At 61.2% G+C, this 25142-nt stretch carries 19 protein-coding genes, 3 pseudogenes and 1 riboswitch; of the genes and pseudogenes, 11 read left to right on the top strand and 11 right to left on the bottom strand.

All coding sequences use genetic code 11. The features are described 5' to 3' along the window. From AC3WWR_RS27050 to AC3WWR_RS27015, 8 genes and pseudogenes are all read right to left on the bottom strand, one after another. Nucleotides 1-1277: pseudogene (locus AC3WWR_RS27050) on the bottom strand (ImcF-related family protein); the annotation flags it as partial. Beyond that, a complete protein-coding gene (locus AC3WWR_RS27045; protein WP_492599209.1) occupies nucleotides 1278-2402 on the bottom strand; it encodes a hypothetical protein in 1125 nt (374 codons plus the stop codon). Nucleotides 2403-2762: 360 nt separating this feature from the next. Beyond that, complete coding sequence (locus AC3WWR_RS27040) at nucleotides 2763-3281, bottom strand: hypothetical protein (RefSeq protein ID WP_492599208.1); 519 nt, start codon at nucleotides 3279-3281, stop codon at nucleotides 2763-2765. Continuing rightward, on the bottom strand, nucleotides 3278-5869 hold the full coding sequence (locus AC3WWR_RS27035; protein WP_492599207.1) for a pesticin C-terminus-like muramidase: 2592 nt from the start codon (nucleotides 5867-5869) through the stop codon (nucleotides 3278-3280). Before AC3WWR_RS27035 ends, AC3WWR_RS27040 begins: the two co-directional genes overlap by 4 nt. A gap of 28 nt (nucleotides 5870-5897) precedes the next feature. Continuing rightward, nucleotides 5898-8276: pseudogene (locus AC3WWR_RS27030) on the bottom strand (type VI secretion system Vgr family protein). Nucleotides 8277-8501: 225 nt separating this feature from the next. After that, nucleotides 8502-9890 carry a sensor histidine kinase gene (locus tag AC3WWR_RS27025; protein ID WP_020798421.1) on the bottom strand — a complete coding sequence of 463 codons (1389 nt, stop codon included), beginning with the start codon at nucleotides 9888-9890 and terminating at the stop codon, nucleotides 8502-8504. Next, on the bottom strand, nucleotides 9883-10554 hold the full coding sequence (locus tag AC3WWR_RS27020; protein ID WP_008055965.1) for a response regulator: 672 nt from the start codon (nucleotides 10552-10554) through the stop codon (nucleotides 9883-9885). The genes AC3WWR_RS27025 and AC3WWR_RS27020 overlap by 8 nt, the downstream gene beginning before the upstream one ends. 136 nt (nucleotides 10555-10690) lie before the next feature. Further along, a complete protein-coding gene (locus AC3WWR_RS27015) occupies nucleotides 10691-10957 on the bottom strand; it encodes a hypothetical protein (protein WP_141195496.1) in 267 nt (88 codons plus the stop codon). Between AC3WWR_RS27015 and AC3WWR_RS27010 the strand changes: the two genes are divergently transcribed. Genes AC3WWR_RS27010 through AC3WWR_RS26995 form a run of 4 tightly spaced genes read left to right on the top strand, consistent with a single transcriptional unit; the run spans nucleotide 10945 to nucleotide 14986 of the window. Beyond that, a complete protein-coding gene (locus AC3WWR_RS27010; protein WP_020798419.1) occupies nucleotides 10945-11922 on the top strand; it encodes a Bug family tripartite tricarboxylate transporter substrate binding protein in 978 nt (325 codons plus the stop codon). The two genes, AC3WWR_RS27015 and AC3WWR_RS27010, sit on opposite strands and share 13 nt — an antisense overlap. 56 nt (nucleotides 11923-11978) lie before the next feature. Beyond that, the gene (locus AC3WWR_RS27005) at nucleotides 11979-12437 is read left to right on the top strand and encodes a tripartite tricarboxylate transporter TctB family protein (protein ID WP_020798418.1); all 459 of its coding nucleotides are present in this window, start codon (nucleotides 11979-11981) and stop codon (nucleotides 12435-12437) included. Between the two features lies 1 nt (nucleotide 12438). After that, nucleotides 12439-13953: a tripartite tricarboxylate transporter permease gene (locus AC3WWR_RS27000; protein WP_033039007.1), complete on the top strand. Its 1515-nt coding sequence runs from the start codon at nucleotides 12439-12441 to the stop codon at nucleotides 13951-13953. After that, nucleotides 13946-14986 carry an AbrB family transcriptional regulator gene (locus AC3WWR_RS26995; protein ID WP_151140883.1) on the top strand — a complete coding sequence of 347 codons (1041 nt, stop codon included), beginning with the start codon at nucleotides 13946-13948 and terminating at the stop codon, nucleotides 14984-14986. Before AC3WWR_RS27000 ends, AC3WWR_RS26995 begins: the two co-directional genes overlap by 8 nt. 87 nt (nucleotides 14987-15073) lie before the next feature. On the opposite strand, the gene ung is transcribed toward AC3WWR_RS26995, so the two are convergent. Then, nucleotides 15074-15766 carry a uracil-DNA glycosylase gene (gene ung, locus AC3WWR_RS26990; RefSeq protein WP_020798415.1) on the bottom strand — a complete coding sequence of 231 codons (693 nt, stop codon included), beginning with the start codon at nucleotides 15764-15766 and terminating at the stop codon, nucleotides 15074-15076. 132 nt (nucleotides 15767-15898) lie between these two features. Between ung and dspII the strand changes: the two genes are divergently transcribed. Then, on the top strand, nucleotides 15899-17011 hold the full coding sequence (dspII, locus tag AC3WWR_RS26985) for an enoyl-CoA hydratase/isomerase DspII (RefSeq protein WP_020798414.1): 1113 nt from the start codon (nucleotides 15899-15901) through the stop codon (nucleotides 17009-17011). A 135-nt stretch (nucleotides 17012-17146) separates the two neighbouring features. On the opposite strand, the gene AC3WWR_RS26980 is transcribed toward dspII, so the two are convergent. Both AC3WWR_RS26980 and AC3WWR_RS26975 read right to left on the bottom strand, forming a co-directional pair. Further along, complete coding sequence (locus AC3WWR_RS26980) at nucleotides 17147-17596, bottom strand: hypothetical protein (RefSeq protein WP_083348383.1); 450 nt, start codon at nucleotides 17594-17596, stop codon at nucleotides 17147-17149. 168 nt (nucleotides 17597-17764) lie between these two features. Further along, nucleotides 17765-17992 (bottom strand): hypothetical protein, encoded by a 228-nt coding sequence (locus AC3WWR_RS26975; protein ID WP_020798412.1) that lies wholly within the window; start codon nucleotides 17990-17992, stop codon nucleotides 17765-17767. A 277-nt stretch (nucleotides 17993-18269) separates the two neighbouring features. Further along, a riboswitch (guanidine-I (ykkC/yxkD leader) is annotated at nucleotides 18270-18370 on the top strand. A 60-nt stretch (nucleotides 18371-18430) separates the two neighbouring features. Between AC3WWR_RS26975 and AC3WWR_RS26970 the strand changes: the two genes are divergently transcribed. The 6 genes and pseudogenes from AC3WWR_RS26970 to AC3WWR_RS26945 all read left to right on the top strand — a co-directional run. Further along, entirely contained in the window at nucleotides 18431-19498 is a 1068-nt protein-coding gene (locus tag AC3WWR_RS26970; protein ID WP_020798411.1) for a putative urea ABC transporter substrate-binding protein, read from the top strand. A gap of 15 nt (nucleotides 19499-19513) precedes the next feature. Continuing rightward, nucleotides 19514-20329: an ABC transporter permease gene (locus tag AC3WWR_RS26965; protein ID WP_020798410.1), complete on the top strand. Its 816-nt coding sequence runs from the start codon at nucleotides 19514-19516 to the stop codon at nucleotides 20327-20329. Further along, nucleotides 20326-21114 (top strand): ABC transporter ATP-binding protein, encoded by a 789-nt coding sequence (locus tag AC3WWR_RS26960; RefSeq protein ID WP_020798409.1) that lies wholly within the window; start codon nucleotides 20326-20328, stop codon nucleotides 21112-21114. The genes AC3WWR_RS26965 and AC3WWR_RS26960 overlap by 4 nt, the downstream gene beginning before the upstream one ends. Nucleotides 21115-21127: 13 nt before the next feature. Beyond that, a complete protein-coding gene (locus AC3WWR_RS26955; RefSeq protein WP_151140879.1) occupies nucleotides 21128-21853 on the top strand; it encodes an urea amidolyase associated protein UAAP1 in 726 nt (241 codons plus the stop codon). Nucleotides 21854-21864: 11 nt separating this feature from the next. Continuing rightward, complete coding sequence (locus AC3WWR_RS26950; RefSeq protein ID WP_151140876.1) at nucleotides 21865-22518, top strand: urea amidolyase associated protein UAAP2; 654 nt, start codon at nucleotides 21865-21867, stop codon at nucleotides 22516-22518. A gap of 281 nt (nucleotides 22519-22799) precedes the next feature. Next, nucleotides 22800-25107: pseudogene (locus AC3WWR_RS26945) on the top strand (5-oxoprolinase/urea amidolyase family protein); the annotation flags it as partial. Nucleotides 25108-25142: the final 35 nt, after the last annotated feature.

The raw sequence follows: 25142 nt of genomic DNA, 5'->3' as shown, positions 1-25142 counted from the left end.
GGCGTGCCGTGGGCAGCGCGGTAATCCAGGCGGCCGAGCTCGCGGGTCAGTTCGTTGAGGGCGAGGAATTGTTCGTCACGGGTGGCTGAGTGTTGCAAAACCGCCAGCGACGACTGGACCTGAGCGATGTGCATGCGGTTGCTGGCGAAGGACAGCAGCAGGCCGGCGCCCCAGGCCAGTGCCAGGGCGAGCATCAGGGTTTGCGCGACGCGGGTCGCGGGCCAGCCGAGGCGACGCGGGCGCGATTTTTGATCGCCGAGCACGCCGTGCCACACCGGTGCTATCGACCAGAAGTGATCGCGGTCATGGGGATCCGCCGCCACCGCCGGTAACGGCAGACTGAACCACAGCCCGTGCAACGGCACGCCCCCGGCAAACTCACCGAGCAACGGTGCCAGCGCCTGCCGCCAGCGAGCGATGCCTTCGACCTGCAGATCGCGGGACAGGCGCAGCAAAAAGTCGTGCGTCATGTGCGCTCGCATCTGCTCCAAACCCTCCCGCCGCAAGGGCTCGAGCAATTGATTCAGGCGACTCTCCAGCTCCACCGCGGTGAAGTCGGCGGGCAACGCGCAACCCACCGGCTGCGTCTGACGCGTGTGTTGTTTCCACCGACTGTCGCAGACCTGCCACAGGTGCAGCGGCAACTGCCAATGCAGCGCCCGGGCCATATCGCGCAGGCGCCGCACGTTTTTCCCCATAGTCGCGGCGTCGATGGTCTGCGCCTTGTCCAAGGCCCAGACCACGCCGTCGAAGGGACGCCAGCGACTCAAACCCTGCCATTGGCTGAACAGGGTTGGCGCCTGCATGCTGCCGCCGAGGAGCAGTACGGTGTCCTGCCCATGCAGGAAGTGCCGGGTGGTCAGGCCGGGAGCAATGGCTTCGATCTGTTCGGGTTCGCCGACGACCAGAAGCAGGCGGACCTTGAGGCGCCAGAAGGGGCCGTAATAATTATTGAAATGCAGCTGAGCCACGTGGACTTGTTGCGCGATCGGACTCTTCGGACTGTCCGTACGCGGTCGCTCGGGCACGTCATCCGCCTCCTCTGCGCGATGCACCGAATGCGCCAGACGGCGCCACAGCAGTCGGTAGGAACCCAGGACCATCAAGGCGAGAAATGTGAAGGCCGGAATCGCTAACAACCAGGTTTTTTGCCGGTCGCTACCTGGGCCAATCCCCAGCCACTGAGGAAAATACCAGACCATGAACTCAAGGATCACTCCGGTCAGAACTAACAGGCCGACCAGTACACTCGGCCCCAGAGAGCGTCGAATCTGCATTCAAGATTCCTTCGTCGAAAGCGGTAGGACGGGCGTCAGCACAGTGCTCCAGAGCCCCGCGTCGGCGACGCTGTCACCACTGAAAATGAACTGCGGCCCAGCGCCGCGCTGAATGGTCTGCGTCGCGACTGCGATTGCCAGCCATGGTGAGGCGGTGCCTGGGTGTCCCAACGATGCGTCCAGGTCGATCAATCCCTGGGGGTGCTTTACCGGCATCGGCACTTCAGTCAGAACGGTGCTTATTGCCGCATTGCGTTGCCCATCAACTCCCGCCCGCCACGCGTGCTCGATCGACTTGGCATCCAGTGGCACCCAATCCAGCGCTTGGCGAGTGGCATACAGCAGTGCATCAGGAGTGTGTGCCCGCCCCTGTTCAGGGCGGTGAAGGTAGGCCATTGGCGGTAAAGTGGTTTGTGTCAAACGGTTGCCCAGTAGTAGCCCAACGGCCGCTTCTGCCTTGCCTTCTGGTTGTAGCGGTGCAAACTGCAATGCCACCACTAGCAGTAGCGCCTGGTCATCAATGCGCTGGTCGAGCCACTGATCCACTGCAGACAACCCTTGCCCTTCGACGGGCACCACTGACTGTCGGATGCCGGACGCGTTCCACGCCGTGTGCCATGCTGGACGCCACTGACTTTGCGGCAGACCGCTCTCGACCTCCAGCAACAGTGCCAACGGCTTTTCATCCGGCAGCTGTGCCAGCGTTTGCGCCAGCTCGACCAGAACCTGACTGAAGATATTGAGCAGCACTTTTTCCAGGTCTTCATGCTTTTCGCCAGATAAGCGGCTATGACGCACAACGATTTCATCCAGCCGGGTCGGTTGCGCCGTCAGTACCTCCGTCCCGCTCAGCAAGGCATCGAGTTGTGTGGGCCCCTCTTCACCCGGATTTCGCAGGGCAGTGAACAGGTTCGCGCTTAACACCTGCTGAGAACGCCGACCTCGACGCATTTTTCGGCAAAAATCCTTATCGCGGGCTTCGTCCCAGCCATCGGACGCGCCTTGTTGACCGAAGTACAACAGCAGCCGCCCGAACAGCAGCACACACCAAACGAAGAGCGGTACACCCAAAGCACGCTGCCAGCTATCAATGGATTGCGCATTCAGCGGTTCACTGGCGAACAATAAAGTTTCCCCCATGCTCAACAGTAAAAGCAGAGGCAGTAAACATACCCAGAACCAAATACGAGGTGGTGCGGGGCGTGGGGCCGGAGAAGGAATTTGATCCAATCGGACAGGCATGATCAATTTTCTCCCTCTAACAAAGAGGTAAAAAAATCTAATACGCTATCTGAAGAGCAGAAAACAATAGAAACCAGGTTCAATCGCTGCCTTTTATTCCTCACAATAGTCATCCCTATTAAATTTAATCGAGTCTTGCGACGCCCACACTTCGAGAATATGACCCACAGAATAACGAACTCTCACCCAATCATCTTCGCTCTGTATTTCCAGCATTAAATGAGTACATCCACCCCAAAATATTCAGTTAGGCGACATACACTTCAAAATTGAATTTGTTCTTTTTGAAATATCAAACTTTAAACCATCAATATCCGCATGAGCCCCACACAACCCTAGACCTAGCGCCGTAGAATCTATTCCTTTCGACGAAATCTCCAAAAAATTTTCAGTACGCATTAGAAAAACACTTCCAAACTTAGTCTGATGAACGAGCATCCCATCGACTGCATCCATCTGTAAGGAGAAAAAACACACATGTTGATTCGCTTGCGTACTGTGAAGCCTGACTAAATAACCTGATCCTTCTGGCTTTATTTCGAGACAGTCATTAAATCGTTCAGAACAACCACTTCCATTACCGGGTGATGTGCACAGCTCACTTTTCTTCAAATAGCGACCAGACCATTCACCAGAGGAGTCAAACAAACTCTCAACACCAACACCATTCGGGTCTTCGTTGTTGTGCAATTCCTCCGCCCAAGAACAGAAACCAAAAAGCACCAAAAACATCGATGTGATAGTAGAAAAATAAAATCTCATTCTTTAGCCCTCAGATAACGTGCCCTGTGTCGGCCTTGCTCATACTGTATGAGCTCTTGAGTTTCCTGAATGTAAGTAGCTAGCTCTTCGCGATTATTTTTAGAGATGTGGGGCATTTGCCTATTCCAAATGCTGCCCTGTTGATAAGTAAAGTCCACCGCCACATCTCTGACTCGGCGATCCAATTGCTCCCATGTCGCTGCAGACGACAATACAGCTGAGTTATATTGGCGTTGAGCTGCAATTTCATATCGTGGATACACTACATCTTCGAATAGAATTCGCTGCGCTTCCTGTGTCATCGCACCGAACTGTTCTCTATTTGCATTTACGAAATCACGAGCATTTTGACCAGATAGGCCAGCTCCTCGAGAGAAGTTTTCTGCAAGAACAGCTTGAACTCCTGCAGCAATTAAATCTGAAAGCACTGCATTTTGTGTTCTATGCCGCATGTCGTAACCGCGCCCCAATGTCACGCCCGAAGCGCCTCCCGGCCAGTGCAACCGCCTGCTGAAATAGGGGCTGTTCTGTATGTCGTTTCCTTCGGCGTCGAAAGTTACTTGACCTCGGCGTACTATCAAATCGCTCTTCGGCCGGACTACATAAAAACTCCCCACCAACCCAATCGGATGAACGTGATAAGCCTTCCCCCACGACGGCAACCCCACTTTCTCCGCCACCTCTTCCCACCAACTGAGTTCCTTGATCCGCTGCTTCTCCGCCAACCAGTTCAAGTGCGGCGTCGAGCCACTATGGCCGAGCATTTCATCCAGCGCATCCCAGACATGTGCACGGTGGAACCATTCGCTTTCCTTGCGGATGATCATTTGCGCGATCGCTTGTGCCTGCGCCGGCAGCCTGAGCGCCTTTTGCAGTTCTTCGGACTTCATCTGGCCGAGGCGGTTAGGGTCGATGATGTCGAACAAGCGGCTCCTGATCGGTCCCTGGTCCTCGTCGTCGGCCAAGTGGCGGTAGCGTTCCAGTTGCGCTTCGCTAAAACGACGCATGTTGCTGAGGAATAAGGCCATGGCGTGGATGGGCCGGCCGTAGTCGTGCAAGACCTCGTAGCCATCCCAGTCCCAGGGACTGATCCACGGCGTGTCGCCCACGTCTTCGCGCACCCAGCCGTTGAGCAACTTGCCGTCAGCGTCGTGCAGCAGGCCTTCGAGGCGGTACCAGTTGATCGCCTTTCGGTCGAGGGTAGCAGGCACGGAAATCTTGTCGTCGGCTGACAGGGCCTCAAGCAGGCTTTTCGGGATCAACAGGCCGGCGTCGCTCACCGGGTCGGTCTCGCTCGGCACCGGCCAGCGCGTGGCGCTCGCGCCGTCGCGATGCGCCATTACGGCGGTGCCCTTGGCCAGTTTCAGCCAGGTTCGCTCGCGCGCCGGCAGGCGTTGGGCCCAAGCCCGACTGGCCACGATGAAGACGTCCATGTCTTGTTCGCTGAACGTTTCCAGGTGCAGCTTTTTTTCCGGTCGTTCCGCCCCTTCGCTGTGATAATCGCCGAGGTGGCCGATCAGCGCGCCGGCCTGGATTGCGATGGGGGTATCGAGGACCACGATCCGGTCCGTCGCCAGCGGTTCCAGTACGCTTTGCAGCCCCGCGAACTTTACGTACTGCGGGACCCGTTCCAGTTTGCGAAATTCGCCTTCACCGCTGACGGTGACAATGGTGCCTGTGGGCAACTTGCTGATGTGTTCGTAGCGCAGACTCCCTTCGGGGCGGACTTTGAGCTCGTCTCCATTGGTTTCGATGCGATGTTCGCCACCCACCTGCGACTGCAGATATCGGTTGGCGAGGTAACCGCGCAGCGAACCGTCGGCGTTGCTCAGGCTGGCCGGGCCCAGGCGGTTTTTCAGGCGGCGGTAATCACCCTGGCCGCTGATGTCCACCTCGGCGTCGCGGGGCAGGAAGTCGGCGACCTTGCCGGACCGGGGGCGGTAGTAAACGTGCAGGCCGTGTTGTTCGGGATAGTCGGGATGCGGATCGTTCGCCGTCGCCTTGACCCGGTGCACTTCAGGCCAGAATCCCGGGCGCGCCAGATTCGAATCCTCGTCATACTTCTCCCAATCCTGCAGGTGCATGTACAGGCTGTAGAAGATCAGGCTCGGTGGCTTGTCCGTGCTGTTGTGGATCGTCGGCGGCTGCAGGCGATGGCGGACCAGTACGAAGTTGCGCGAGAAGGGTTTGTTGGCGGTGATCTTGTGGTCGTAGTAGGTCGTCTTCGGTGATTCCCGATCGATGCGGTAAGCCACCACTTCGCCGTCGGCCAGGCAGTGCACGCTGGATTGCTGCTTCAGGCCCGCTGCGGTGCCACTGTCGAAATGCACGCCACCGTGCCACAGGCCATTGACACCCAAGGGGTAGTATCCCGAGGTGGCGTTTGCCAGGAGGGTCAGTTGCTGCAAGGGGTCCCGCGTGTCCTTGAACGGGTGGCACCAGTTTTTCAGCGGCTGCAAGTCGTCGGTTTTCGAGGCCGCCGTTGGGGTGATGGGCTGGGTGTCGCGCGTTGGCCAGACCGGGGGCATGGTGCTGGGGGTGCTTGAGTCGTAGTGGCGTCCAAAAATCCAGTCGAGCAGCTTTGCCATGGTGTGTCGCTCCAGGTTTGCGAAAGAGTCAGCCAGAGAAATCCGTACGTTCCAGGGACTGGAAAGGGTGTTCGGACAATTGCGGTAGCGGCGGCATTTGCCGGGCCTGCCCGTCAGGTCCCTTGAACTCGTGATGCGCTGCCTTGACCTTGTGGTCGCCCGCCGTACCCGACTCGATGCCGCCCGCATCCAGGTTGAGGTAGCTGCCCCCGCCATTCAGGGCGATTTTCTTTTTCGCGGTGATGCGGATCTCATCTTCGGTGCTGGTAATCGATAGCTCGAGGCGAGCCAGCAGTTCCAGGGTGCCGTTCTGCGCCTGCACGGAGACCGGCCCTTGGTTGGCAAACAGCTTGATCCCCAGCTTGCGCACGAACACGCTCAATCCCTGGCCCACACCCATGAACAAGCGCTTGACCACGCTGATGTCGGCTTCGCCGCCGGCGTTGAGCATCAGATTCTCCTGCGCCGCCAGTTGCAGGTGGTTGCCGCTGGTGAGGGCGATGCCTTGCGGGGCACTGAGCAGCAGGACCGAGGCCTTGAGCTCATTGAGTTGTTCGCGCAGCAGTTGCAGTTGTGCCGCTACATCAGCTGGATCGGCGTTGGCCACCTGCGCGTCGCTGGACAGCCCTTGCAGTTGGTCACCAGCCTGTTGCAAGCGGCCCAGCGCGGCCTGCATGTCCAGCATCTGACCTTGGGCCTTGGGCTGTTCATCGGCGCTGATGAATACGCCCTTGCCACCCCGAATGGCCCCCCAATCATCCGTTCTTAGCTCAAACCCTTCCCCCCGTTTCTGCTTCTTGGCATCCACCAGATGCCCCAGGTTCAGCTGGCTCTTGCCGCCATATTCCGTGCTGAGCTTGACGTGCTCCTGCCCCCGCAGGTCTTCCATGCGCAACTTGTTGTTCGCCGGTGTACGCAGCACATTGCGGGTGTGGTCGCGCCTGCGCAGGGTCACGTGGTCCGGGTGTTCGCTGTCGTGCAGGGCGTGGGCGATGTAGGGGCGGTCCGGGTCGCCCTGTTCGAAAGCCACCGCCACTTCGGTGCCGACCAGCATCGGCAGGTGCAGGCCGTGGGTGTCGCCGCCGTAGGGTCGGGCCAGGCGTAGCCAGGCGCTTTCCTGGCCGGGTTTCCAGGTGTCGCGGTCGAACAGGAAGCGCACGCGGTAGCGGCCTTCGAGATCGATTTCGGCGTAGCGGTCGTTGCGCTCGGGGCTGCTCAGCCGTGCCGGCAGGGTGCCGGCGATGATCGGTTTGGGCGGGACCTTTGGGCGGAAGCAGACCATCTCGGCGTAGGGAATGGCTTCGAAATGCACTTCGATGTTGCGGTCGCGGGCGGCGCGGGTGCGCAGGCTAGTGATCACCGCGCCAGGGGCAAAGGCCTGGGGCGCGCCGGCGATTTTCAGCACCTGGCCCGGCGCCAGGGTGGCGCTGCTGCTGGCGCCGCTGAGATGGGTCTGGCTGTTGAGGTAGCGCTCGTGGCGCAGGCGCGCTTAGAAAAAGCCGCTTTCGCTTAGCAGGTCTTCGTCTTGGTCCAGTTTGTCACCGAGCACGCGATAGGGTTCGGCGTAGTGGTAGGCCTCGCCGTAGGTGGTGGTCGTGGTGCCGCGGGTCTGGTCGACCTCGCCATCGAGAAAGGCGCGGGCGTCAAGGGCGTGATAGGCGCGAAAGTTGATGGATTTTTCCACCACCTGGTGGCGGGTCTGCAGCTGCCACACGCCGTCCTCGCCGGTGGCGAAGCCGGCCGGTGCACGCAGCGGCAGCTGGACGCCGAACTGGTAGTGGCGCTGGTCGTCGTGGAATTCGACGACGTCGATCTGCAGGCGGTCGTCGTGGCTGAAGCGGTACCAGATGCCGACCTCGGCCAGCAGCCGCTCGATGAACGCCAGGTCGCTCTCGCCGTACTGCATGACCTGCTCGCGCCGGGGGTATTCGCGCACCAATTGGAACAAGAAGTGCTGGCCGAGGAAATCGTGGCGGCTGCGCAGGATGTGCTCGACGATCTCCGGCACCGACTGCTGCTGGTACAGGCGGTACTGACGGCCACGATCGAGCAGGGCAAGGCGCGGTTGCAGGGTGATTTCATAGCGCGCTTCGTCGCGGGAGGCGGACAGGCGCTGGAAGCTATTGACCATCCCATACAGGCTGCGCAACGGCTTGACCTCGGGCACTGGCAGGCCAGGGTAAGGAGGCTTTGCCGGCGGCGGATAGAGGCTGAAACTGGCGTCCTTGTTGAGCATCTTCTCGGCGCTGAGGTCTTGCTCGCTGCAGGTGAATTCGATGCGGTAAGTGAAGGGTTGGCTGAGGTGTTCTTCGCCTTCGAAGGCGAGGACATCGAACGCGGCGTCGAACCAGCGGATCGCGAATTTGTGACGGGTGTGGTTGAAGAAGATGCGCGGTTGTGTGCTCATGTCAGGCCTTCCTGGTCTGTGGGGGAAACACACAGGAAGGGTTTAGCGTTCACCCGGGTCCTGAGGGGTGAAAGCTTTGGCGAAATGGAAGGAAGCTGGAAATAGGACGTTTCTGAGGATGGTGTAGGGCTTTTCTGTATTGGTATCCCGGGTTAACCGTGTCGGATAACCCTGTAGGAACCTGCTCTGGGCGGCGTTCCGACGATGAGGCCAGAACAGGCCCCATCATTCCCCAGCCATAAAACTCACCCGCACCTTCAACCCCGCCTTCTCCCCATCATGCAGGCTGATTTGCGCCAGGTGCGCCCGGCAGATTTCGCCAACAATCGCCAACCCCAAGCCTGAACCGGCCACTTGCTGATTGCGCCGGTAAAAGCGCTCGAACACCCGATCGCGCTCATCAAGGGGAATGCCCGGCCCGTCGTCCTCGACCTCCAGCACCGCCGGCGCCAGGACCCGCAAAATGACGTTGCCGCCCGGTGGCGTGTGGGCCAGGGCGTTGTCCACCAGATTGCTCAACAGCTCATTCAACAAGGTCGGCTCACCGCGCAACCAGACCGGCTCGTCAGCTTCCAGCGCCAGGGCCACGCCGCGTTTATGGGCCAGCGGCGCCATGGCCATGCCCAGCTCACGGGCCAATTGACTGAGGTCGAGCAACTGCGCGCCGCCCTCAGCAATCGCCCTGGCGCCGTTTTCCACCCGGGCCAGCGAGAGCAATTGATTGGCCAGGTGGGTCAGGCGATCAGTGCCTTGGGCAGCGGTTTCCAGCGTGCTGCGCCAGGTTTGCGGCTCGTTCGAGCGCAAGCCCAATTCCAGCCGGGCCTTGAGCGCTGCCAACGGCGTGCGCAGTTCATGGGCAGCGTCGGCGATGAATTGCGCCTGCTTCTCGAACTGCCCGCGCAGGCGTTCGGTGAAATGGTTGAGCGCACGCACCAGAGGCCACAACTCGCGTTGCACTTCCACCAGGGGTAGCGGCCGCAGGTCATCTGGCTGACGTTCCTCCACGGCGGTGCGCAAACGCTCCAGCGGGCGCAGCGCCGCACTGACCGCAAACCACACGATCATCAGGGCCCCGACCGCCAGCATGCCCAGGCGCAGCAAGGTATCGCCGGCCAGGCTGCGGGCCATGCTGACGCGTGCCTCATCGGTCTCCGCCACGCGGATTTCCGCCATGCCGTTCATGTTTGGCTCGCTGACCGGCTTGAGCAAACTGACCACGCGCACGTTCTGTCCCCGATAAGTCGCGTTGTAAAAACGCGCGAGCGCCGGGTAGTTGTCGGTGCGCGGTGTACCGGGAGGGGGTGGCGGCAGGTTTTCATAACCGGAGATCAGCTTCTGGTTGATATCGTTGACCAGGTAGAAAATCCGCCCCGCGCTGTCGTAGGCGAACGTATCGAGGGCCACGTAAGGCACGTCCAGGCTGAGGCTGCCATCACGTTCGGACAGGCCGGCGGCGATGGTCCGCGCCGAGGCCAGCAACGTGCGGTCATAGGCCGTGTCGGCCGCTTCGCGACCGTTCCAGTAAGCACTCAAGCCGCTGGCCAGCATCAATACCACTAGCAACAGCGCCAGGTTCCACAGCAACCGCCAACGCAGGCTGCTGGCCTTATGCATCACGGCTTTCCAGCAAATAACCGAGACCGCGGAACGTTACGATCGCCACCGGGTGGCCGTCGAGTTTCTTGCGCAAGCGGTGAACGTAGATTTCGATGGCGTCCGGACTGGCCTCTTCGTCCAGGCCGAAGACCTGTGAAGCCAGTTGCTCCTTGCTCATCACCCGGCCAGGACGGGCGATCAGGGCTTCGAGTACCGCTTGCTCGCGGGAGGTCAGGGTCAGCAGTTCCTCACCGAGGGTAAAGCGCCGGGTCTCCAGGTCGTAGGCCAGCACACCGCAGCGCTGCAGGCGCTCGCCACCCAACACACTGCGGCGCAACAAGGCCTTGACCCGGGCTTCAAGCTCGGTGAGTTCGAAAGGCTTGGCCAGGTAGTCGTCGGCCCCCAGGTTCAGGCCATGGACCCGGTCCTTGACGTCGCTGCGGGCGGTCAACATCAACACCGGTAGATTCTTACCCCGGGCACGCAGGCGCGCCAGCACTTCGAAACCGTCCATGCGCGGCAGGCCGACGTCGAGAATCGCCATGGCGTATTCCTCGCTACCCAGCGCCAGGTCGGCCGCCACGCCGTCGTGCAGCACATCCACGGTCAAGCCGGTGCTCTTGAGCGCCTGAGCGACACTTTCAGCGAGCTGCAGATGGTCTTCGACGAGCAGGACACGCATGGATCATTACCTCGTTCAGGGATGGTCGACGCCATTCTTTGGCGCGGAGTTTACAGCGGCATCCGCCGCTGTGAAGCCTGAAAAACCGTGAAAGCCCGATGAAAGGTTAGCGAAAGGTTGGACCGTTAGAGTCGATCTACGGATGGTTTATCTCGCAGCCATCGATCGTGATTTGAAATGTAGCTCCCGAAAAACGCCTCGATGCGTTTTCGCCAATAAGAACAATAACGAGGTACGTCGCCATGCTGTCCACCCAGCTCCACATTTGTCCGTCCCGCCCCTTTTCTCGAACCCCCTCGTATTCGCTTGCCGGCGCCGTCAACGCCTGCGCGAAGCGAAACCGCTGCATCTGAAACATCCCAAAAAACAACAACTCCTGTGGAGACAACAATGAATCGATCACTGCGCCGTTTCGCCCTCGCCGCCAGCGTCATGCTGTTCGCCGGCCCACTGATGGCCGAGCCCAAACGCCCGGAATGCATCGCACCGGCCTCGCCCGGCGGCGGTTTCGACCTGACCTGCAAACTGGCGCAAAGCGCGCTGGTCAACGAAAAGCTGCTGACCAAACCGATGCGCGTGACCTACATGCCCGGCGGTGTCGGCGCGGTGGCTTATAACGCGGTAGTCGCCCAGCGCCCGGCGGATGCCGGCACGTTGGTGGCCTGGTCAAGCGGTTCGCTGCTCAACCTGGCCCAGGGCAAGTTTGGTCGCTTCGATGAAACCAACGTGCGCTGGCTGGCCGCCGTTGGCACCAGCTACGGCGCCATCGCCGTGAAGAGCGATTCGCCCTACAAGACCCTGGACGATCTGGTCCAGGCGCTGAAGAAAGATCCGAGCAAAGTGGTAATCGGTTCCGGCGGCACCGTCGGCAGCCAGGACTGGATGCAGACCGCCCTGATCGCCAAGGCCGCCGGGATCAATCCGCGCGACCTGCGTTACGTGGCGCTCGAAGGCGGCGGTGAAATCGCCACTGCCTTGCTCGGCGGCCACATCCAGGTCGGCAGCACCGACATCTCCGACTCCATGCCGCACATCCAGAGCGGCGACATGCGTCTGCTCGCGGTGTTCTCCGACAAGCGCCTGGACGAGCCGGAAATGAAAGACATCCCGACCGCCAAGGAACAAGGCTACGACATCGTCTGGCCAGTGGTTCGCGGCTTCTACCTGGGGCCAAAAGTCAGCGATGAAGACTATGCCTGGTGGAAGGACTCCTTCGACAAACTGCTGGCCTCACCCGAGTTCGCCAAGCTGCGCGATCAGCGTGAACTGTTCCCGTTCGCCATGACCGGCCCGGAATTGGACACCTACGTGAAGAAGCAGGTAGCGGACTACAAAGTGCTGGCCAAAGAGTTCGGCCTGATCCAGTGATCGTCTCTGTCTAGCGGTCACGGCGGGCTAGCGCCGCCGTGACCCAGGAGTTCCCCATGCTCTTACAACGCATTTTTGCTTCGGTGCTGTTGCTGGCCTGTGTCGGCCTGGCGCTGATGGCCTGGCCGTATCAGGCGGCTTTTTCCTACGAACCGGTGGGCCCTCGGGCCTTCCCGTTGCTGATGCTTGGCCTGATGGGCTCGGCGCTGTTGTACATGGTGTTTCGTCCCGCACCGATCAAGCACAGTGATGACGAGCCGCCGCTGGATCGCGAAACCTTGACCAAGATCGCCATCTGCGTGGCGCTGCTGCTGGTGTTCGCCGGCACCTTCGAACCGCTTGGCTTCATCGTTGCCAGCATCCTCATCGGTGTGCCGATGGCGCGCCTGTATGGCGGCCGCTGGCTGCCCAGCGTCGTGATCATCAGCTTGATGGCCGTCGGCCTTTACCTGCTGTTCGACAAGTTGATGGACGTACCGCTGCCCTTGGGCGTGCTCGACGTTCTGGAGAACTGATATGGATACTCTTGGCTATTTGGGTCAGGGCTTCGGCGTCGCGCTGAGCCCGTACAACCTGGTGACCGCCCTCTGCGGCACCCTGATCGGTACGGTGGTCGGCCTGTTGCCGGGCCTGGGTCCGATCAATGGCGTGGCATTGCTGATCCCCATCGCATTCGCCCTCGGCCTGCCGCCGGAATCGGCGTTGATCCTGCTGGCAGCCGTGTACCTGGGTTGCGAATACGGTGGCCGGATCAGCTCGATCCTGCTGAACATACCGGGCGAAGCCTCCACCGTGATGACCACCCTCGACGGCTATCCGATGGCGCGCAAAGGCCTGGCCGGCGTGGCGCTGTCGCTGTCGGCGTGGAGTTCATTCATCGGCGCCTTCATCGCCACCTGCGGCATGGTGCTGTTCGCCCCGCTGCTGGCGAAATGGGCGATTGCCTTCGGGCCGGCGGAATACTTCGTGCTGATGGTGTTTGCGATTGTCTGCCTGGGTGGCATGGCTGGCGACCGACCGTTGAAAACCTTTATCGCGGCACTGATCGGCCTGTTCCTGTCGACGGTCGGCATCGACGCCAACAGCGGTGTGTACCGCTTCACCGGGGACAACATTCACCTGACCGACGGTATTCAGTTCGTGGTGCTGGTGTTGGGCCTGTTTTCCATCAGTGAAATTCTGCTGTTGCTGGAAAAAACCCATCACGGCCAGGAAGCGGTGAAAGCCACCGGGCGCATGATGTTCAACTTCAAGGAAGCGGCGTCGGTGTTCGTGGTGAACATCCGTTGCGGCGTGCTGGGTTTCATCATGGGCGTGTTGCCGGGAGCCGGTGCCACCTTGGCCAGCGCCGTGGCCTACATGACGGAAAAACGCATCGCAGGCGCCAAGGGTACGTTTGGCCAAGGCGACATGCGCGGCCTGGCGGCTCCGGAAACGGCCATCGGCGGCGCAGCGTGCGGCGCTTTGGTACCGATGCTGACCCTGGGTGTTCCAGGCTCAGGCACCACGGCGGTGATGATCGGCGCCCTGTCGCTATACAACATCACCCCGGGCCCGCTGCTGTTCCAGCAACAACCGGACATCGTCTGGGGCCTGATCGCCTCGCTGTTCATCGCCAACATCATGCTGGTGATCCTCAACATCCCGATGATCCGTATCTTCACCCGTATCCTCGCTGTGCCGAACTGGGCACTGGTGCCGGTGATCGCGATCATTACCGGGATCGGCGTCTACGCGGTGCACGCCACCACCTTTGACCTGTTCCTGATGATCGGCATCGGCATCTTCGGCTATATCTTGCGCAAGCTGGACTTCCCGCTGTCGCCAGTGCTGCTGGGGTTCATTCTCGGAGGCCTGATGGAGCAAAACCTGCGCCGCGCCCTGTCGATTTCCAACGGTGCGCTGGAAATCCTCTGGTCGAGCCCGATCACTTTCGGTTGCTGGGTCCTGACAGCGATCATGCTGTTGATGCCGATCCTGCGGATCTGGCGTAAGCGTTCGGCTGCGCAACGCGCCATCGCCGATGTCTGATCGAACACCGTTCAAAGCCTGGTGGGGTACACCGCTGGTCGGCCTGCTGGGCGGTTTCCTCGCCAGCCAGGTCGGCTGGCCGCTACCGTGGATGGTCGGCTCGTTGCTGGCGATCATCCTGGTGCGCTGCCTGACACCCTGGCAACTGGCGGAGATCCCTGGCGGCCGCAAGTGCGGCCAGTGGATCGTCGGCATCGGTATCGGCCTGCACTTCACCCCGGTGGTGATGGAGCAGGTGCTGAGTCATTTCGGGCTGATCTTCTTCGGTGCGCTGGTCACCAGCCTCTCGGCGGTGGTCGGTGTCTGGCTGATGCGTCGCACCGGTGAAGATCGCGCCACTGCATTTTTTTCCAGCATGCCCGGCGGTTCCGGGGAGATGGTCAACCTCGGCGCACGCAATGGGGCGGTGCTCAGCCGGGTGGCGGCGGGCCAGAGTTTGCGGGTGCTTGTGGTGGTGCTTTGCGTTCCGGCAGCGTTCAAATACCTGCTGGGGGACGGCGCTCCGATGTCCCACGCCGGCAGCATCGATTGGCGCTGGCTGGCGCTATTGTTTCCGGCGGGAGCGCTGGCGGCCTGGATCTGGGAACGCCTGCGGCAACCCAACCCATGGCTGTTCGGGCCCTTGCTGGTCAGCGCCGCGGTCAGCATCGGCTGGGACCTGCATATCGGCTTGCCCAACGGCGGCAGCCAGATCGGCCAATGGCTGATTGGCAGCGGCCTGGGCTGTCACTTCAATCGGCAGTTTTTCCGTCGCGCGCCGTCGTTCATGGGGCGCACGTTGATCGGCACGCTGCTGACCATGCTGATCGCCACAGCGGCTGCACTGGGACTGAGTGCGCTGACCCATCTGGATTTGCGCTCGCTGACCCTGGGCATGATGCCCGGCGGCATTGCCGAGATGAGCCTGACGGCCGAAACCTTGCAACTGTCGGTGCCGCTGGTGACGGCGATGCAGGTGATGCGGTTGCTGTTTGTGTTGTTTCTGGCGGAGCCGTTGTTCAGGTATTGGAACCGTCAGCCGAATTCAGTCTGATAAACCGAGTTGCCCTTTTCGCGAGCAGGCTCGCTCCCACAGGGTTCGCGTGATCCTTGTGGGAGCGAGCCTGCTCGCGAAGCTCTTTCAAACCGGTGGCAACCGCCACTCGATCGGCGTCTCGCCATTCTGCTCCAAAAACTTGTTGGTCCGGCTGAAGTGCCCGCACCCGAGGAAGCCACGATAGGCCGACAGCGGTGACGGGTGCACCGAGGTCAGCACCAGGTGCTTGGTGGCATCGATCAACTTCTGTTTGCTCTGGGCATGGGCGCCCCACAGCATGAACACCAGATGCGGCTGCTGCTGGCTGACCACTTCAATGATCCGGTCGGTGAAAAACTGCCAGCCCTTGTCCTTGTGCGCATTGGCGTTGGCACGCTCCACGGTCATGGTGGTATTGAGCATTAACACGCCCTGCTCGGCCCAGCTTTGCAGATAGCCGTGATTGGGGATGTCGATGTTCAGGTCGCGCTTCAACTCTTTATAGATATTGACCAGCGACGGCGGCGCCGGGACGCCCGGCTGCACCGAAAAGCACAGGCCATGGGCCTGGCCGGGGCCGTGATAGGGGTCCTGGCCAAGAATGACCACCTTGACCTTGTCCAGCGGCGTGGAATTGAGCGCGTTGAAGATCATCGGGCCCGGCGGATAGATTTCCTTGCCCGCCGCGCGCTCGTCCTGGAGGAATTTTCGCAACTCTGCCATGTAGGGTTGGTCGAATTCGGCACGCAGTGCCTCCTTCCAGCTCGGTTCGAGTTTGATACGGTCGTCAGCAGTCATGGTTATATCCGGCAAAAGCAATGGGGCGCACCCTAGGAAAGCCCATCACGCTTGTCAATTGATCTGACACCAATCCGGCACTTTCCCACACAGCGATCATACTTAACCCTCAAATTCCCGAGCGAGGTCACGATGAATCTGCACTTCGAAGAACTCACCGGCACTGACGGCGCCCGCATTGGCATTGCCACGCTGGATGCCGAAAAATCGTTGAATGCGCTGTCCCTGCCGATGATCAATGCCATGCGCGACAAGTTGGACGCCTGGGCGAAGGAACCGCAAATCGTTTGCGTCCTGCTGCGCGGCAACGGCATCAAGGCCTTCTGCGCAGGCGGTGAAGTGCGCAGCCTGGTCGAGGCCTGCCGGGCCCATCCGGGTGAAGTGCCGACGCTGGCCGCGCACTTCTTCAACTCCGAATATCGCCTGGACTTCAGCCTGCACACTTATCCCAAACCGTTGATCTGCTGGGGTCACGGCTATGTGCTCGGCGGTGGCATGGGCCTGTTGCAGGGGGCAAGCATTCGCATTGTCACACCGAGCAGTCGACTGGCGATGCCGGAGATCAGTATCGGCCTGTATCCGGACGTGGGCGCCAGTTGGTTCCTGTCTCGCCTGCCGGGCAAGCTCGGCTTGTTTCTCGGCCTGACCGGCGCCCACATGAACGGTCGCGACGCGATCGATCTGGACCTGGCCGACCGTTTCCTGCTCGACGAGCAGCAGCAGGAACTGATCGAAGGCCTGCTGCAATTGAATTGGCAGGAACAGACGCCGATGCAGCTCAACAGCCTGCTCAAGGCCTTGCAGCAGAAAGCCGTTGCGCAAATGCCCGAGGCCCAGTGGTTGCCGCGCCGCCAACAGATCGATGAATTGCTGGACGTCAGTGATGTGCGTTGTGCCTGGAAAGCCATTGTCACGCTGCTCGATCACACCGACATGCTGCTCAACCGCGCCGCGCGCAACCTGATCGAAGGTTCGCCGCTGACCGCGCATCTGGTGTGGGAGCAGATCAAACGTGCCCGGCATATGTCTCTGGCGCAGGTCTTTGAGATGGAATACACCCTGAGCCTCAACTGCTGTCGCCATCCGGAATTCAGCGAGGGCGTGCGTGCGCGATTGATCGACAAGGATCAGAAACCTCGCTGGCATTGGCCGGACGTCAACAATGTGCCGGATGCGGTGGTGGAGGCTCATTTTCACAAAATCTGGGAAGGTCGGCATCCCTTGGCGGACCTGTCAGAGTACTGAAAAAAATGACTCTGTAGGAGCGAGCATGCTCGCGAAAAACGTCATGACAACGCGTTTAACCTTTAAGCACGCGTTATCGTTGACGTCCATCGCGAGCATACTCGCTCCTACAGGAGGGTATGGATTTCAACCGGATTAGCGGTGATTACCACGGCCGTCGTGATCGCCACGCCCATTGCGGCCGCCTCGGCGATCGTGATTGTCGTTTCGCCCGCGACGATGATCATTGTCCCAGCCGCCACGGTTGTGGCGACCGTCCCAACCCTGGTTCTGGTGCGCCCTGTAGTCTGGCCGGGACTGATAGTAACGGGGAGCCGGCTGGTAATAGCGCGGCGCCGGTTGATAAACCCGCGGCTGGTGGTAATAGCGCGGCGTTGGTTGGTAATACCGGGCAGGCGGCGCGTAGTACCGGCGCGGTGGCGTGTAGTAACCGCCGCCATTGGAGTAGTAGGAGTTGCCGCCAGCGTAATAGGGCGCCGGCGATGAGTAGACCTCTGAACCGTAGTAACCGCCTCCATCGGAATAAGCTACGCATCCACCCAGTGACAAACCCAACACGGCAATCAGAAGAATTCGTCGATACATTGGCGGCCTCCTGGACCGCGAGTGAGCCACACCAGCGACGCTGGCAGGCGACAGTCAAAGTTTCTGCGACTGTCGATAGATCAGACATCGAATTGAAGATCCCGTGCGCTCCCGCAACACCTTGATACATCTCGCCGATGAAAGGTTTTTCATCCATTCACACGCTGATTAGTGGTGGCCGTGACGATATCCACCGCCGTAATAACGTGGCGCGTGACCACCCCAGTAGTAATAGCGATAGCCGCCATAAAAGCGCGGGCCGCCGTGGTAGTAATAAGGTGAATAACCGGGATAGTAATAAGGTGCGGGATACGCGACGTCGTAACCACCGGAGTAGTAATAACAACCGGCAAGGCCCAAGCCGAGTACGCAGCCGAGCAACAATCGACGAAACATGGCGGCCTCCTGAAAGACCCACAGCCGGTACAGGCCGGCTGACACCTGTTTTGACTCATTATCCCCGACCAAGTGCAGCGCCCCGGCAACCTTCGGATCAGCGGCCGGCACGTCCCATTGCGGTGCAGTCGCGCACCATTGCAAGGCAAGCGCACACTGTCTTCCTACATCACCAATCGACCAATCCCGCGTGCCAGAGCACTCCGCTCGACTTGGCACGTCTCTCGCTTTAGCAAAGACGTGCAGGAGTCATCACAGGTTCGCGGCACCACAATTTGCAATGGCTGACTAGGGTTCCGGCTCGCAAGCGCGAGTGACTGGTCCGAGAGTTGGCGACCTCCAGTTGAGGTTACACGGCGGGACAAAAGCCCGGGAGACAAGCCACCGTTCGCGGTGCTGCTGCCTTCCTGTCCGCCCTTGATCAACTGGAGAACCACCATGTCCCAGCATCGTTTACCCGCCCTCTTCGCCGCTGCCTTCGCAGCCCTCGTGAGCGTCTCGTCCCACGCCGCCCCAAAAGACCACTTCAGCGTCTGCTGGACGATCTACGCCGGCTGGATGCCTTGGGAATACGCCGGTAGCCAAGGCATCGTCGACAAGTGGGCGAAGAAATACGGCATCCAGATCGATGTGGTGCAGCTTAACGACTACGTCGAATCGATCAACCAGTACACCGCCGGCCAGTTCGATGGCTGCACCATGACCAACATGGATGCGCTGACCATCCCGGCCGCTGGCGGCGTCGACAGCACCGCGCTGATCGTCAGCGACTTCTCCAACGGCAACGACGGCATCGTGCTCAAGGGCGAAGGCAAGAAGGTCGCCGACCTCAAGGGGGCGGACGTCAACCTGGTCGAGCTCTCGGTGTCGCACTACCTGCTGGCCAGGGCCCTGGATTCGGTGGACCTCACCGAGAAAGACCTGAAAGTGGTCAACACCTCGGATGCCGATATCGCCGCCGCCTTCAACACCGATCAGGTCAACGCCGTCACCACCTGGAACCCGATGCTTTCGGACATCAAGGCCAAGCCCGGGGTGACCGAGGTGTTCAATTCCAGCCAGATCCCCGGCGAGATCATGGACATGATGGTGGTCAACTCCCAGACCCTCAAGGACAACCCCGCCCTGGGCAAGGCGCTGACTGGCGCCTGGTTCGAAGTGGTCGAGTTGATGAACGCGAAGAACGCCGCGGGCAAGGCTGCACTGGAGCACATGGCCAAGGCCTCGGGCACCGACCTGGCCGGTTTCCAGGCGCAACTGGACACCACCAAATTGTTCGCCACTCCTCAAGAAGCCCTGGCGTTCAGCACCAGCAAGCAACTGCCGGAAACCATGCGCAAGGTCGCGGAATTCTCCTTCCAGCACGGCTTGCTCGGTGAAGGTGCCAAAGACACCAGCGCGGTCGGCATGGCCTTCGCCAACGGGGTGACCAGCGGCGACAAGGGCAACCTCAAGCTGCGTTTCGACCCCAGCTACGTGCAGATGGCTGCCGACGCCAAGTTGTAACCAGAGGACTTGGCCATGCGCCTGATCAATCGCCACCCGGATCGCCCGAGTCGCCTGCTGCTGGTGATCCTGCCGTTCGCCCTCGTGCTGTTCGCCTACTTCATGGGCTCGGCCGAGCGCCTGGCGGACAACCCCAACGACAAACTGCTGCCCAGCGCCGTGCAAATGAGCGACGCGGTCAAGCGCCTGGCCTTCGTTGCCGACAGCCGCACCGGCGAATACCTGCTGTGGCAGGACAGCGCCGCGAGCCTGCGACGCCTGGCCATCGGCCTGGGCATCAGTGCGCTGGCCGGGCTGTGCCTGGGCATCGCTGCGGGCACCCTGCCATTGTTTGGCGCGCCGTTGTCGCCGTTGCTGACCGTGCTTTCGATGGTGCCGCCGCTGGCGATCCTGCCGATCCTGTTTATTGTCTTCGGCCTGGGGGAATTGTCGAAAGTGATGCTGATCGTGATCGGCATCACCCCGGCCCTGGCCCGCGACCTCGAACAGCGCGCCCGGGAAATCCCCGTTGAGCTGCTGATCAAGGCCCAGACCCTCGGGGCATCGACCTGGACCCTGATGTTGCGGGTGGTCTTGCCGCAGTTGCTGCCGCGCCTGCTGATCTCGCTGCGCCTGATGCTGGGTTCGGCGTGGCTGTTCCTGATTGCCGCCGAAGCCATCGCCTCCACTGACGGTCTCGGCTACCGGATATTCCTGGTGCGCCGCTACCTGGCGATGGACGTGATTTTGCCGTACGTGGTGTGGATCACCCTGCTCGCCTGGCTGATGGATTGGGGGCTCAAACGCCTGACCTTGCGTGCATTCCCTTGGTATGAAGGAGCGCGGGCATGAGTTTCATCACAGTGAAAAATGTCTGGCAGCAGTACGCCGACCAGGTGGTGCTCGAAGGCCTGAACCTGAGCGTCAACGAGGGTGAGTTCTGCACCCTGGTGGGCGCTTCCGGTTGCGGTAAATCGACCTTCCTGCGGTTGTTGCTCGGTCAGGAAAAAGCCAGTCGCGGGGAGATTCTCCTCGACGGTCAACCACTGGCGGGCGAACCGGACGCCAGCCGTGGCGTAGTGTTCCAGCGCTACTCGGTGTTCCCGCACTTGAGCGTGCTGGACAACGTCGCCCTTGGCCTGGAACTGCCGCGTTCAGCGCTGTTGGGCAGGTTGTTCGGCAGTGCCAAAAAAGCTGCCCGCGAACAGGCTTCGGTGCTGCTGCACAAAGTCGGCCTGGGACATTCGCTGGACAAATACCCGGCGCAACTGTCCGGCGGCATGCAGCAACGCCTCGCCATCGCCCAGGCGCTGATCATGAAACCGCGGGTGCTGCTGCTGGACGAACCTTTCGGCGCCCTCGATCCGGGCATCCGCAAGGACATGCACGCCTTGCTGCTGGAGCTGTGGCGCGAGACCCAATTAACGGTCTTCATGGTCACCCATGACCTGTCCGAAGGTTTCAGCCTCGGCACCCGCTTGCTGGTGTTCGACAAGGTCCGCGTCGACCCGCACGCCCCCGGCGCCTATGGCGCACGCATCACTTACGACATCCCTTTGAACAGCGACCGCCGCGCCTGCCGTGCCGCCGTCGATGCCTTGCCAGTACAACTGGCAGGCGCGCTTAGAACCGCTTGAGAGGACTTGCACAATGACTGATTCGACCCGACTGTTCCCGCCCTTCGCCGAAGAAATGCTACCCGGTGGCGGCCATCGCTCCTTCGTGCTCAAACGCGGCCAACTGCTGCGCCTGACCGACCTGCGCGGCGGTGCCAACGTCAGCCTGACGCTGCTCAACGCCAACGAAAAAACCGAACGCCTGAACCTGCCCGACAGCCTCAAATGCCAACACACCGCCAAGCTCACCGCCGGCCATTGCCTGTACTCGGACATGGGCCGCGTACTGGCCGCCATCACCGCCGACACCTGCGGTTGGAGCGACAGCCTCGGCGGCGTGCTCTGCGCTGAAGAAGTGGCCGAAAAATACGGCCAGGGCCGCTATCAGGAACTGCGCAATGGCTTCTTCCGCAACGGCACCGACAACCTGTTGGTGGAGCTGGGCAAGTGGGGGCTGGGCCTGTCCGACCTGCTGATGACCCTCAACCTGTTCAGCCGGGTAAACGTCGACGACGCCGGGCGCTTTCACTTCGTCGAAGGTAATTCGAGGGCCGGCGACTACATCGAGCTGTATGCGCCAATGGACACCCTGGTGGTGCTCACCGCCCTGCAACACCCGATGGACCCGGCGCCGGAATATGCGCCTAAACCACTGAAGCTCAGCTGGATGAACGCCGACCCCAGCGTCGCCGAACACTGCCGCACCTCGCGCCCGGAAAACGAGCGCGGCTTCATCAACACTGACCGTCTGTTCGCCTGAGGATCGCTGCCATGTCACTCGCAATCGCCACTGCCGACGTTACTACGAGCAGGCAACCCGAAACCGCGGTCTACCGCGCCACCATCCCCGCCGGCGAACCCTGGCTGATGGAGGTCAAGGCCGGCCAGACCCTGCGCATCCTCGATCTGGAAGGCAACCAGGCCGTCGACACCCTGTTCTACAGCGTCGCCAATCCCAGGGAGCGCTACGACGTGCAACGCACGTTGCGCCGCCAGAACAGCGTGTACCTGAGCACCGGCAGCGTGCTGTATTCCAACCTCGGCAAGCCGATGCTGACGATCGTCGCCGACACTTGCGGTCGCCACGACACGCTCGGTGGTGCCTGCGCGCAAGAGAGCAACACCGTGCGCTACGCCCAGGAAAAACGCTACATGCACAGTTGCCGCGACAACTACCTGCGTGCCTGCGTCCACGACGGGCGCCTGGGTAAAGGCGACATCGGGCCGAACATCAATTTCTTCATGAACGTACCGGTCACGGCTGACGGCGGGTTGACCTTCGAGGACGGGATTTCCGCACCGGGCAAATACGTCGACCTGCGCGCCGAGATGGACGTGATCGTGCTGATCTCCAATTGCCCGCAACTGAACAACCCGTGCAATGCCTATAACCCGACTCCTGCGCAGGTGCTGGTATGGAACTGAGTCGTTTGCGCCGCTGGTTGTTTGCCCTGTGCCAGGCCCGCTCAGGGCAGTGCCTCAAACCTAAAGAACACCACCAGCCACTGTAGGAGCGAGCCTGCTCGCGAAAAACCAGAAGCCACCGCTGGGCATCTGGTGCTACGCGTAATCGTTCACGTCCATCGCGAGCATGCTCGCTCCTACAGGGGGTCAGCGTTGAAGAGAAATGATTTTTCCGTCGGGGACGACCCCGGCGCTCATCGAAAAACTGCGGGACGGCCCGCATCCCCTCCAGGGGTTATGCCATGTTCGAAAAAGTCCTGATTGCCAACCGTGGCGCCATTGCCTGCCGCATCCTGCGCACCTTGCGCGAACTGCAGGTTGCAGGCGTTGCCGTATATTCCGAAGCCGATGCCGCGAGCCTGCACATCCTGCAAGCCGACGAGGCCCACAGCCTTGGTGAAGGCGCAGCCGCCGGCACCTACCTGGCAGTGGAAAAAATCCTCGCCGTCGCCAAGGCCACAGGCGCCACCGCGATCCATCCAGGCTATGGTTTTCTCTCGGAAAACGCTGCGTTCGCTGAAGCCTGCGAGGCCGCCGACATTGCCTTTATCGGCCCGACGCCCGAACAACTGCGCGTATTCGGCCTCAAGCACACCGCCCGCGCCCTGGCCAAACAACACGGCGTGCCGATGCTCGAAGGTACCGAACTGCTCGACAGCCTTGACGCGGCACTGATCGCCGGCGCGCAAGTCGGTTATCCGGTCATGCTCAAGAGCACCGCCGGCGGTGGTGGCATCGGCATGCGCGTGTGCCGCAGCGCGGCCGAATTGAGCGAATCCTTCGAAGCGGTCAAGCGCTTGGGCCAGAACAATTTCAGCGACGCCGGGGTGTTCATCGAGAAGTACATCCAGCGCGCCCGACATCTGGAAGTGCAGGTATTCGGTGACGGCCGTGGCGAGGTGATTGCCCTCGGCGTGCGCGACTGCTCGGTGCAGCGGCGCAACCAGAAAGTCCTCGAAGAAACCCCGGCGCCGAACCTGCCCGAAGGCATGGCCGATGAACTGTGCGCGGCGGCGATCAAACTGGCCAAGGCGGTGAATTACCGCAGCGCCGGCACGGTCGAATTCGTGTTCGACAGCGATGCCCAGCGTTTCTATTTCCTTGAAGTGAACACCCGCTTGCAGGTGGAACACGGCGTCACCGAGCAAGTCTGGGGCGTCGACCTGGTGCGCTGGATGGTGCAACTGGCAGCGGGTGACCTGCCGCCGTTGAGCGCGTTGAGCCAGGGTTTGAAAGCGCAGGGTCATGCGATTCAGGCACGGTTGTATGCGGAAGATCCAGGACGCGACTTTCAACCGAGTCCGGGTTTGCTGACTGCGGTGCATTTTCCACCGGCCAACGGCGTAGAACTGCGCATCGACACCTGGGTCGAGGCCGGTTGCGAGATTCCGCCCTACTTCGATCCGATGATCGCCAAGGTCATCAGTTGGGCCCCGACCCGTGAGCAAGCCGCAGCCGACCTGCATCAAGCCTTGGGCGAAAGCCTGCTCTACGGGGTACAAACCAACCGGGACTACCTGAGGCAGATCCTGCTCGATGCGCCCTTTGCCAGCGGTCAGCCCTGGACCCGTTGCCTGGAAGCCCTGGCGTATCAGGCCAACACTTTCGAAGTGCTCAGCGCCGGCACCCAGACCAGCGTCCAGGACTATCCCGGTCGCCTCGGCTATTGGGCGGTAGGCGTGCCGCCGTCGGGGCCGATGGACAGTCGTGCGCTGCGCCTGGGTAACCTTCTGCTGGGCAACGATGACGGCGCCGCAGCGCTGGAAATCACCATGAGCGGGCCCTTGCTGCGCTTCAATTGCGACGCGGTCGTTGCCGTCACGGGCGCGGTGATTGCGCTGACGCTGAACGGCGAAAGCATGCCGATGAACACGGCAATGTTGGTTCCAGCCGGTGCCACGTTGAGCCTCGGCACGATTGCCGGTGCTGGCGCGCGCAGCTATCTGTGCGTGCGCGGCGGCTTGCAGGTTCCGGATTACCTGGGCAGCAAGAGTACCTTCACCCTCGGCCAGTTTGGCGGGCATGGCGGCCGTGCTCTGCGGGCCGGCGACGTGTTGCATGTGCCAGCCTTGAGTGATCGTAATGTCGGTGCGCGGCTGGCCGACGATCAGCTCGGCGAGTTGCCTGCCGTACGCCAGATACGCGTGATCTACGGCCCCCATGGTGCACCGGAATACTTCACTGAAAACTACATCGGCACCTTCTTCGCGACCCAGTGGGAAGTGCATTTCAACTCCAGCCGCACCGGCGTACGGCTGATCGGGCCGAAGCCGGAATGGGTGCGGGCCGATGGCGGTGAGGCCGGCTTGCATCCGTCGAACATCCACGACAATCCGTACGCGATCGGCGCAGTGGACTTCACTGGCGACATGCCGGTGATCCTCGGCCCGGATGGTCCGAGCCTGGGCGGATTCGTCTGCCCGGTGACGGTGATCGAGGCGGATCTTTGGCAGCTGGGGCAACTCAAGGCTGGGGACAAGGTGCAGTTCCAACCGGTCGACCTCAAGACTGCACGCAACCTCGCCTTGAAATGGAATACCCCCTGTGGGGGGGGGGGGGGGGGGGGGGGGGGGGGGGGAGGGAAA

This window comes from Pseudomonas sp. EB271-G4-1 (assembly GCF_058791355.1).
This window is presented reverse-complemented; position numbering and strand designations above follow the sequence as displayed.

Bases quoted from the DNA above. Each gene is read 5' to 3' on its own strand.
- AC3WWR_RS27040 (WP_492599208.1), bottom strand. From the start codon at position 3,281: ATGAGATTTTATTTTTCTACTATCACATCGATGTTTTTGGTGCTTTTT.
- AC3WWR_RS27035 (WP_492599207.1), bottom strand. From the start codon at position 5,869: ATGGCAAAGCTGCTCGACTGGATTTTTGGACGCCACTACGACTCAAGC.
- AC3WWR_RS27025 (WP_020798421.1), bottom strand. From the start codon at position 9,890: ATGCATAAGGCCAGCAGCCTGCGTTGGCGGTTGCTGTGGAACCTGGCG.
- AC3WWR_RS27020 (WP_008055965.1), bottom strand. From the start codon at position 10,554: ATGCGTGTCCTGCTCGTCGAAGACCATCTGCAGCTCGCTGAAAGTGTC.
- AC3WWR_RS27010 (WP_020798419.1), top strand. From the start codon at position 10,945: ATGAATCGATCACTGCGCCGTTTCGCCCTCGCCGCCAGCGTCATGCTG.
- AC3WWR_RS27005 (WP_020798418.1), top strand. From the start codon at position 11,979: ATGCTCTTACAACGCATTTTTGCTTCGGTGCTGTTGCTGGCCTGTGTC.
- AC3WWR_RS27000 (WP_033039007.1), top strand. From the start codon at position 12,439: ATGGATACTCTTGGCTATTTGGGTCAGGGCTTCGGCGTCGCGCTGAGC.
- AC3WWR_RS26995 (WP_151140883.1), top strand. From the start codon at position 13,946: ATGTCTGATCGAACACCGTTCAAAGCCTGGTGGGGTACACCGCTGGTC.
- ung (WP_020798415.1), bottom strand. From the start codon at position 15,766: ATGACTGCTGACGACCGTATCAAACTCGAACCGAGCTGGAAGGAGGCA.
- dspII (WP_020798414.1), top strand. From the start codon at position 15,899: ATGAATCTGCACTTCGAAGAACTCACCGGCACTGACGGCGCCCGCATT.
- AC3WWR_RS26980 (WP_083348383.1), bottom strand. From the start codon at position 17,596: ATGTATCGACGAATTCTTCTGATTGCCGTGTTGGGTTTGTCACTGGGT.
- AC3WWR_RS26975 (WP_020798412.1), bottom strand. From the start codon at position 17,992: ATGTTTCGTCGATTGTTGCTCGGCTGCGTACTCGGCTTGGGCCTTGCC.
- AC3WWR_RS26970 (WP_020798411.1), top strand. From the start codon at position 18,431: ATGTCCCAGCATCGTTTACCCGCCCTCTTCGCCGCTGCCTTCGCAGCC.
- AC3WWR_RS26965 (WP_020798410.1), top strand. From the start codon at position 19,514: ATGCGCCTGATCAATCGCCACCCGGATCGCCCGAGTCGCCTGCTGCTG.
- AC3WWR_RS26960 (WP_020798409.1), top strand. From the start codon at position 20,326: ATGAGTTTCATCACAGTGAAAAATGTCTGGCAGCAGTACGCCGACCAG.
- AC3WWR_RS26955 (WP_151140879.1), top strand. From the start codon at position 21,128: ATGACTGATTCGACCCGACTGTTCCCGCCCTTCGCCGAAGAAATGCTA.
- AC3WWR_RS26950 (WP_151140876.1), top strand. From the start codon at position 21,865: ATGTCACTCGCAATCGCCACTGCCGACGTTACTACGAGCAGGCAACCC.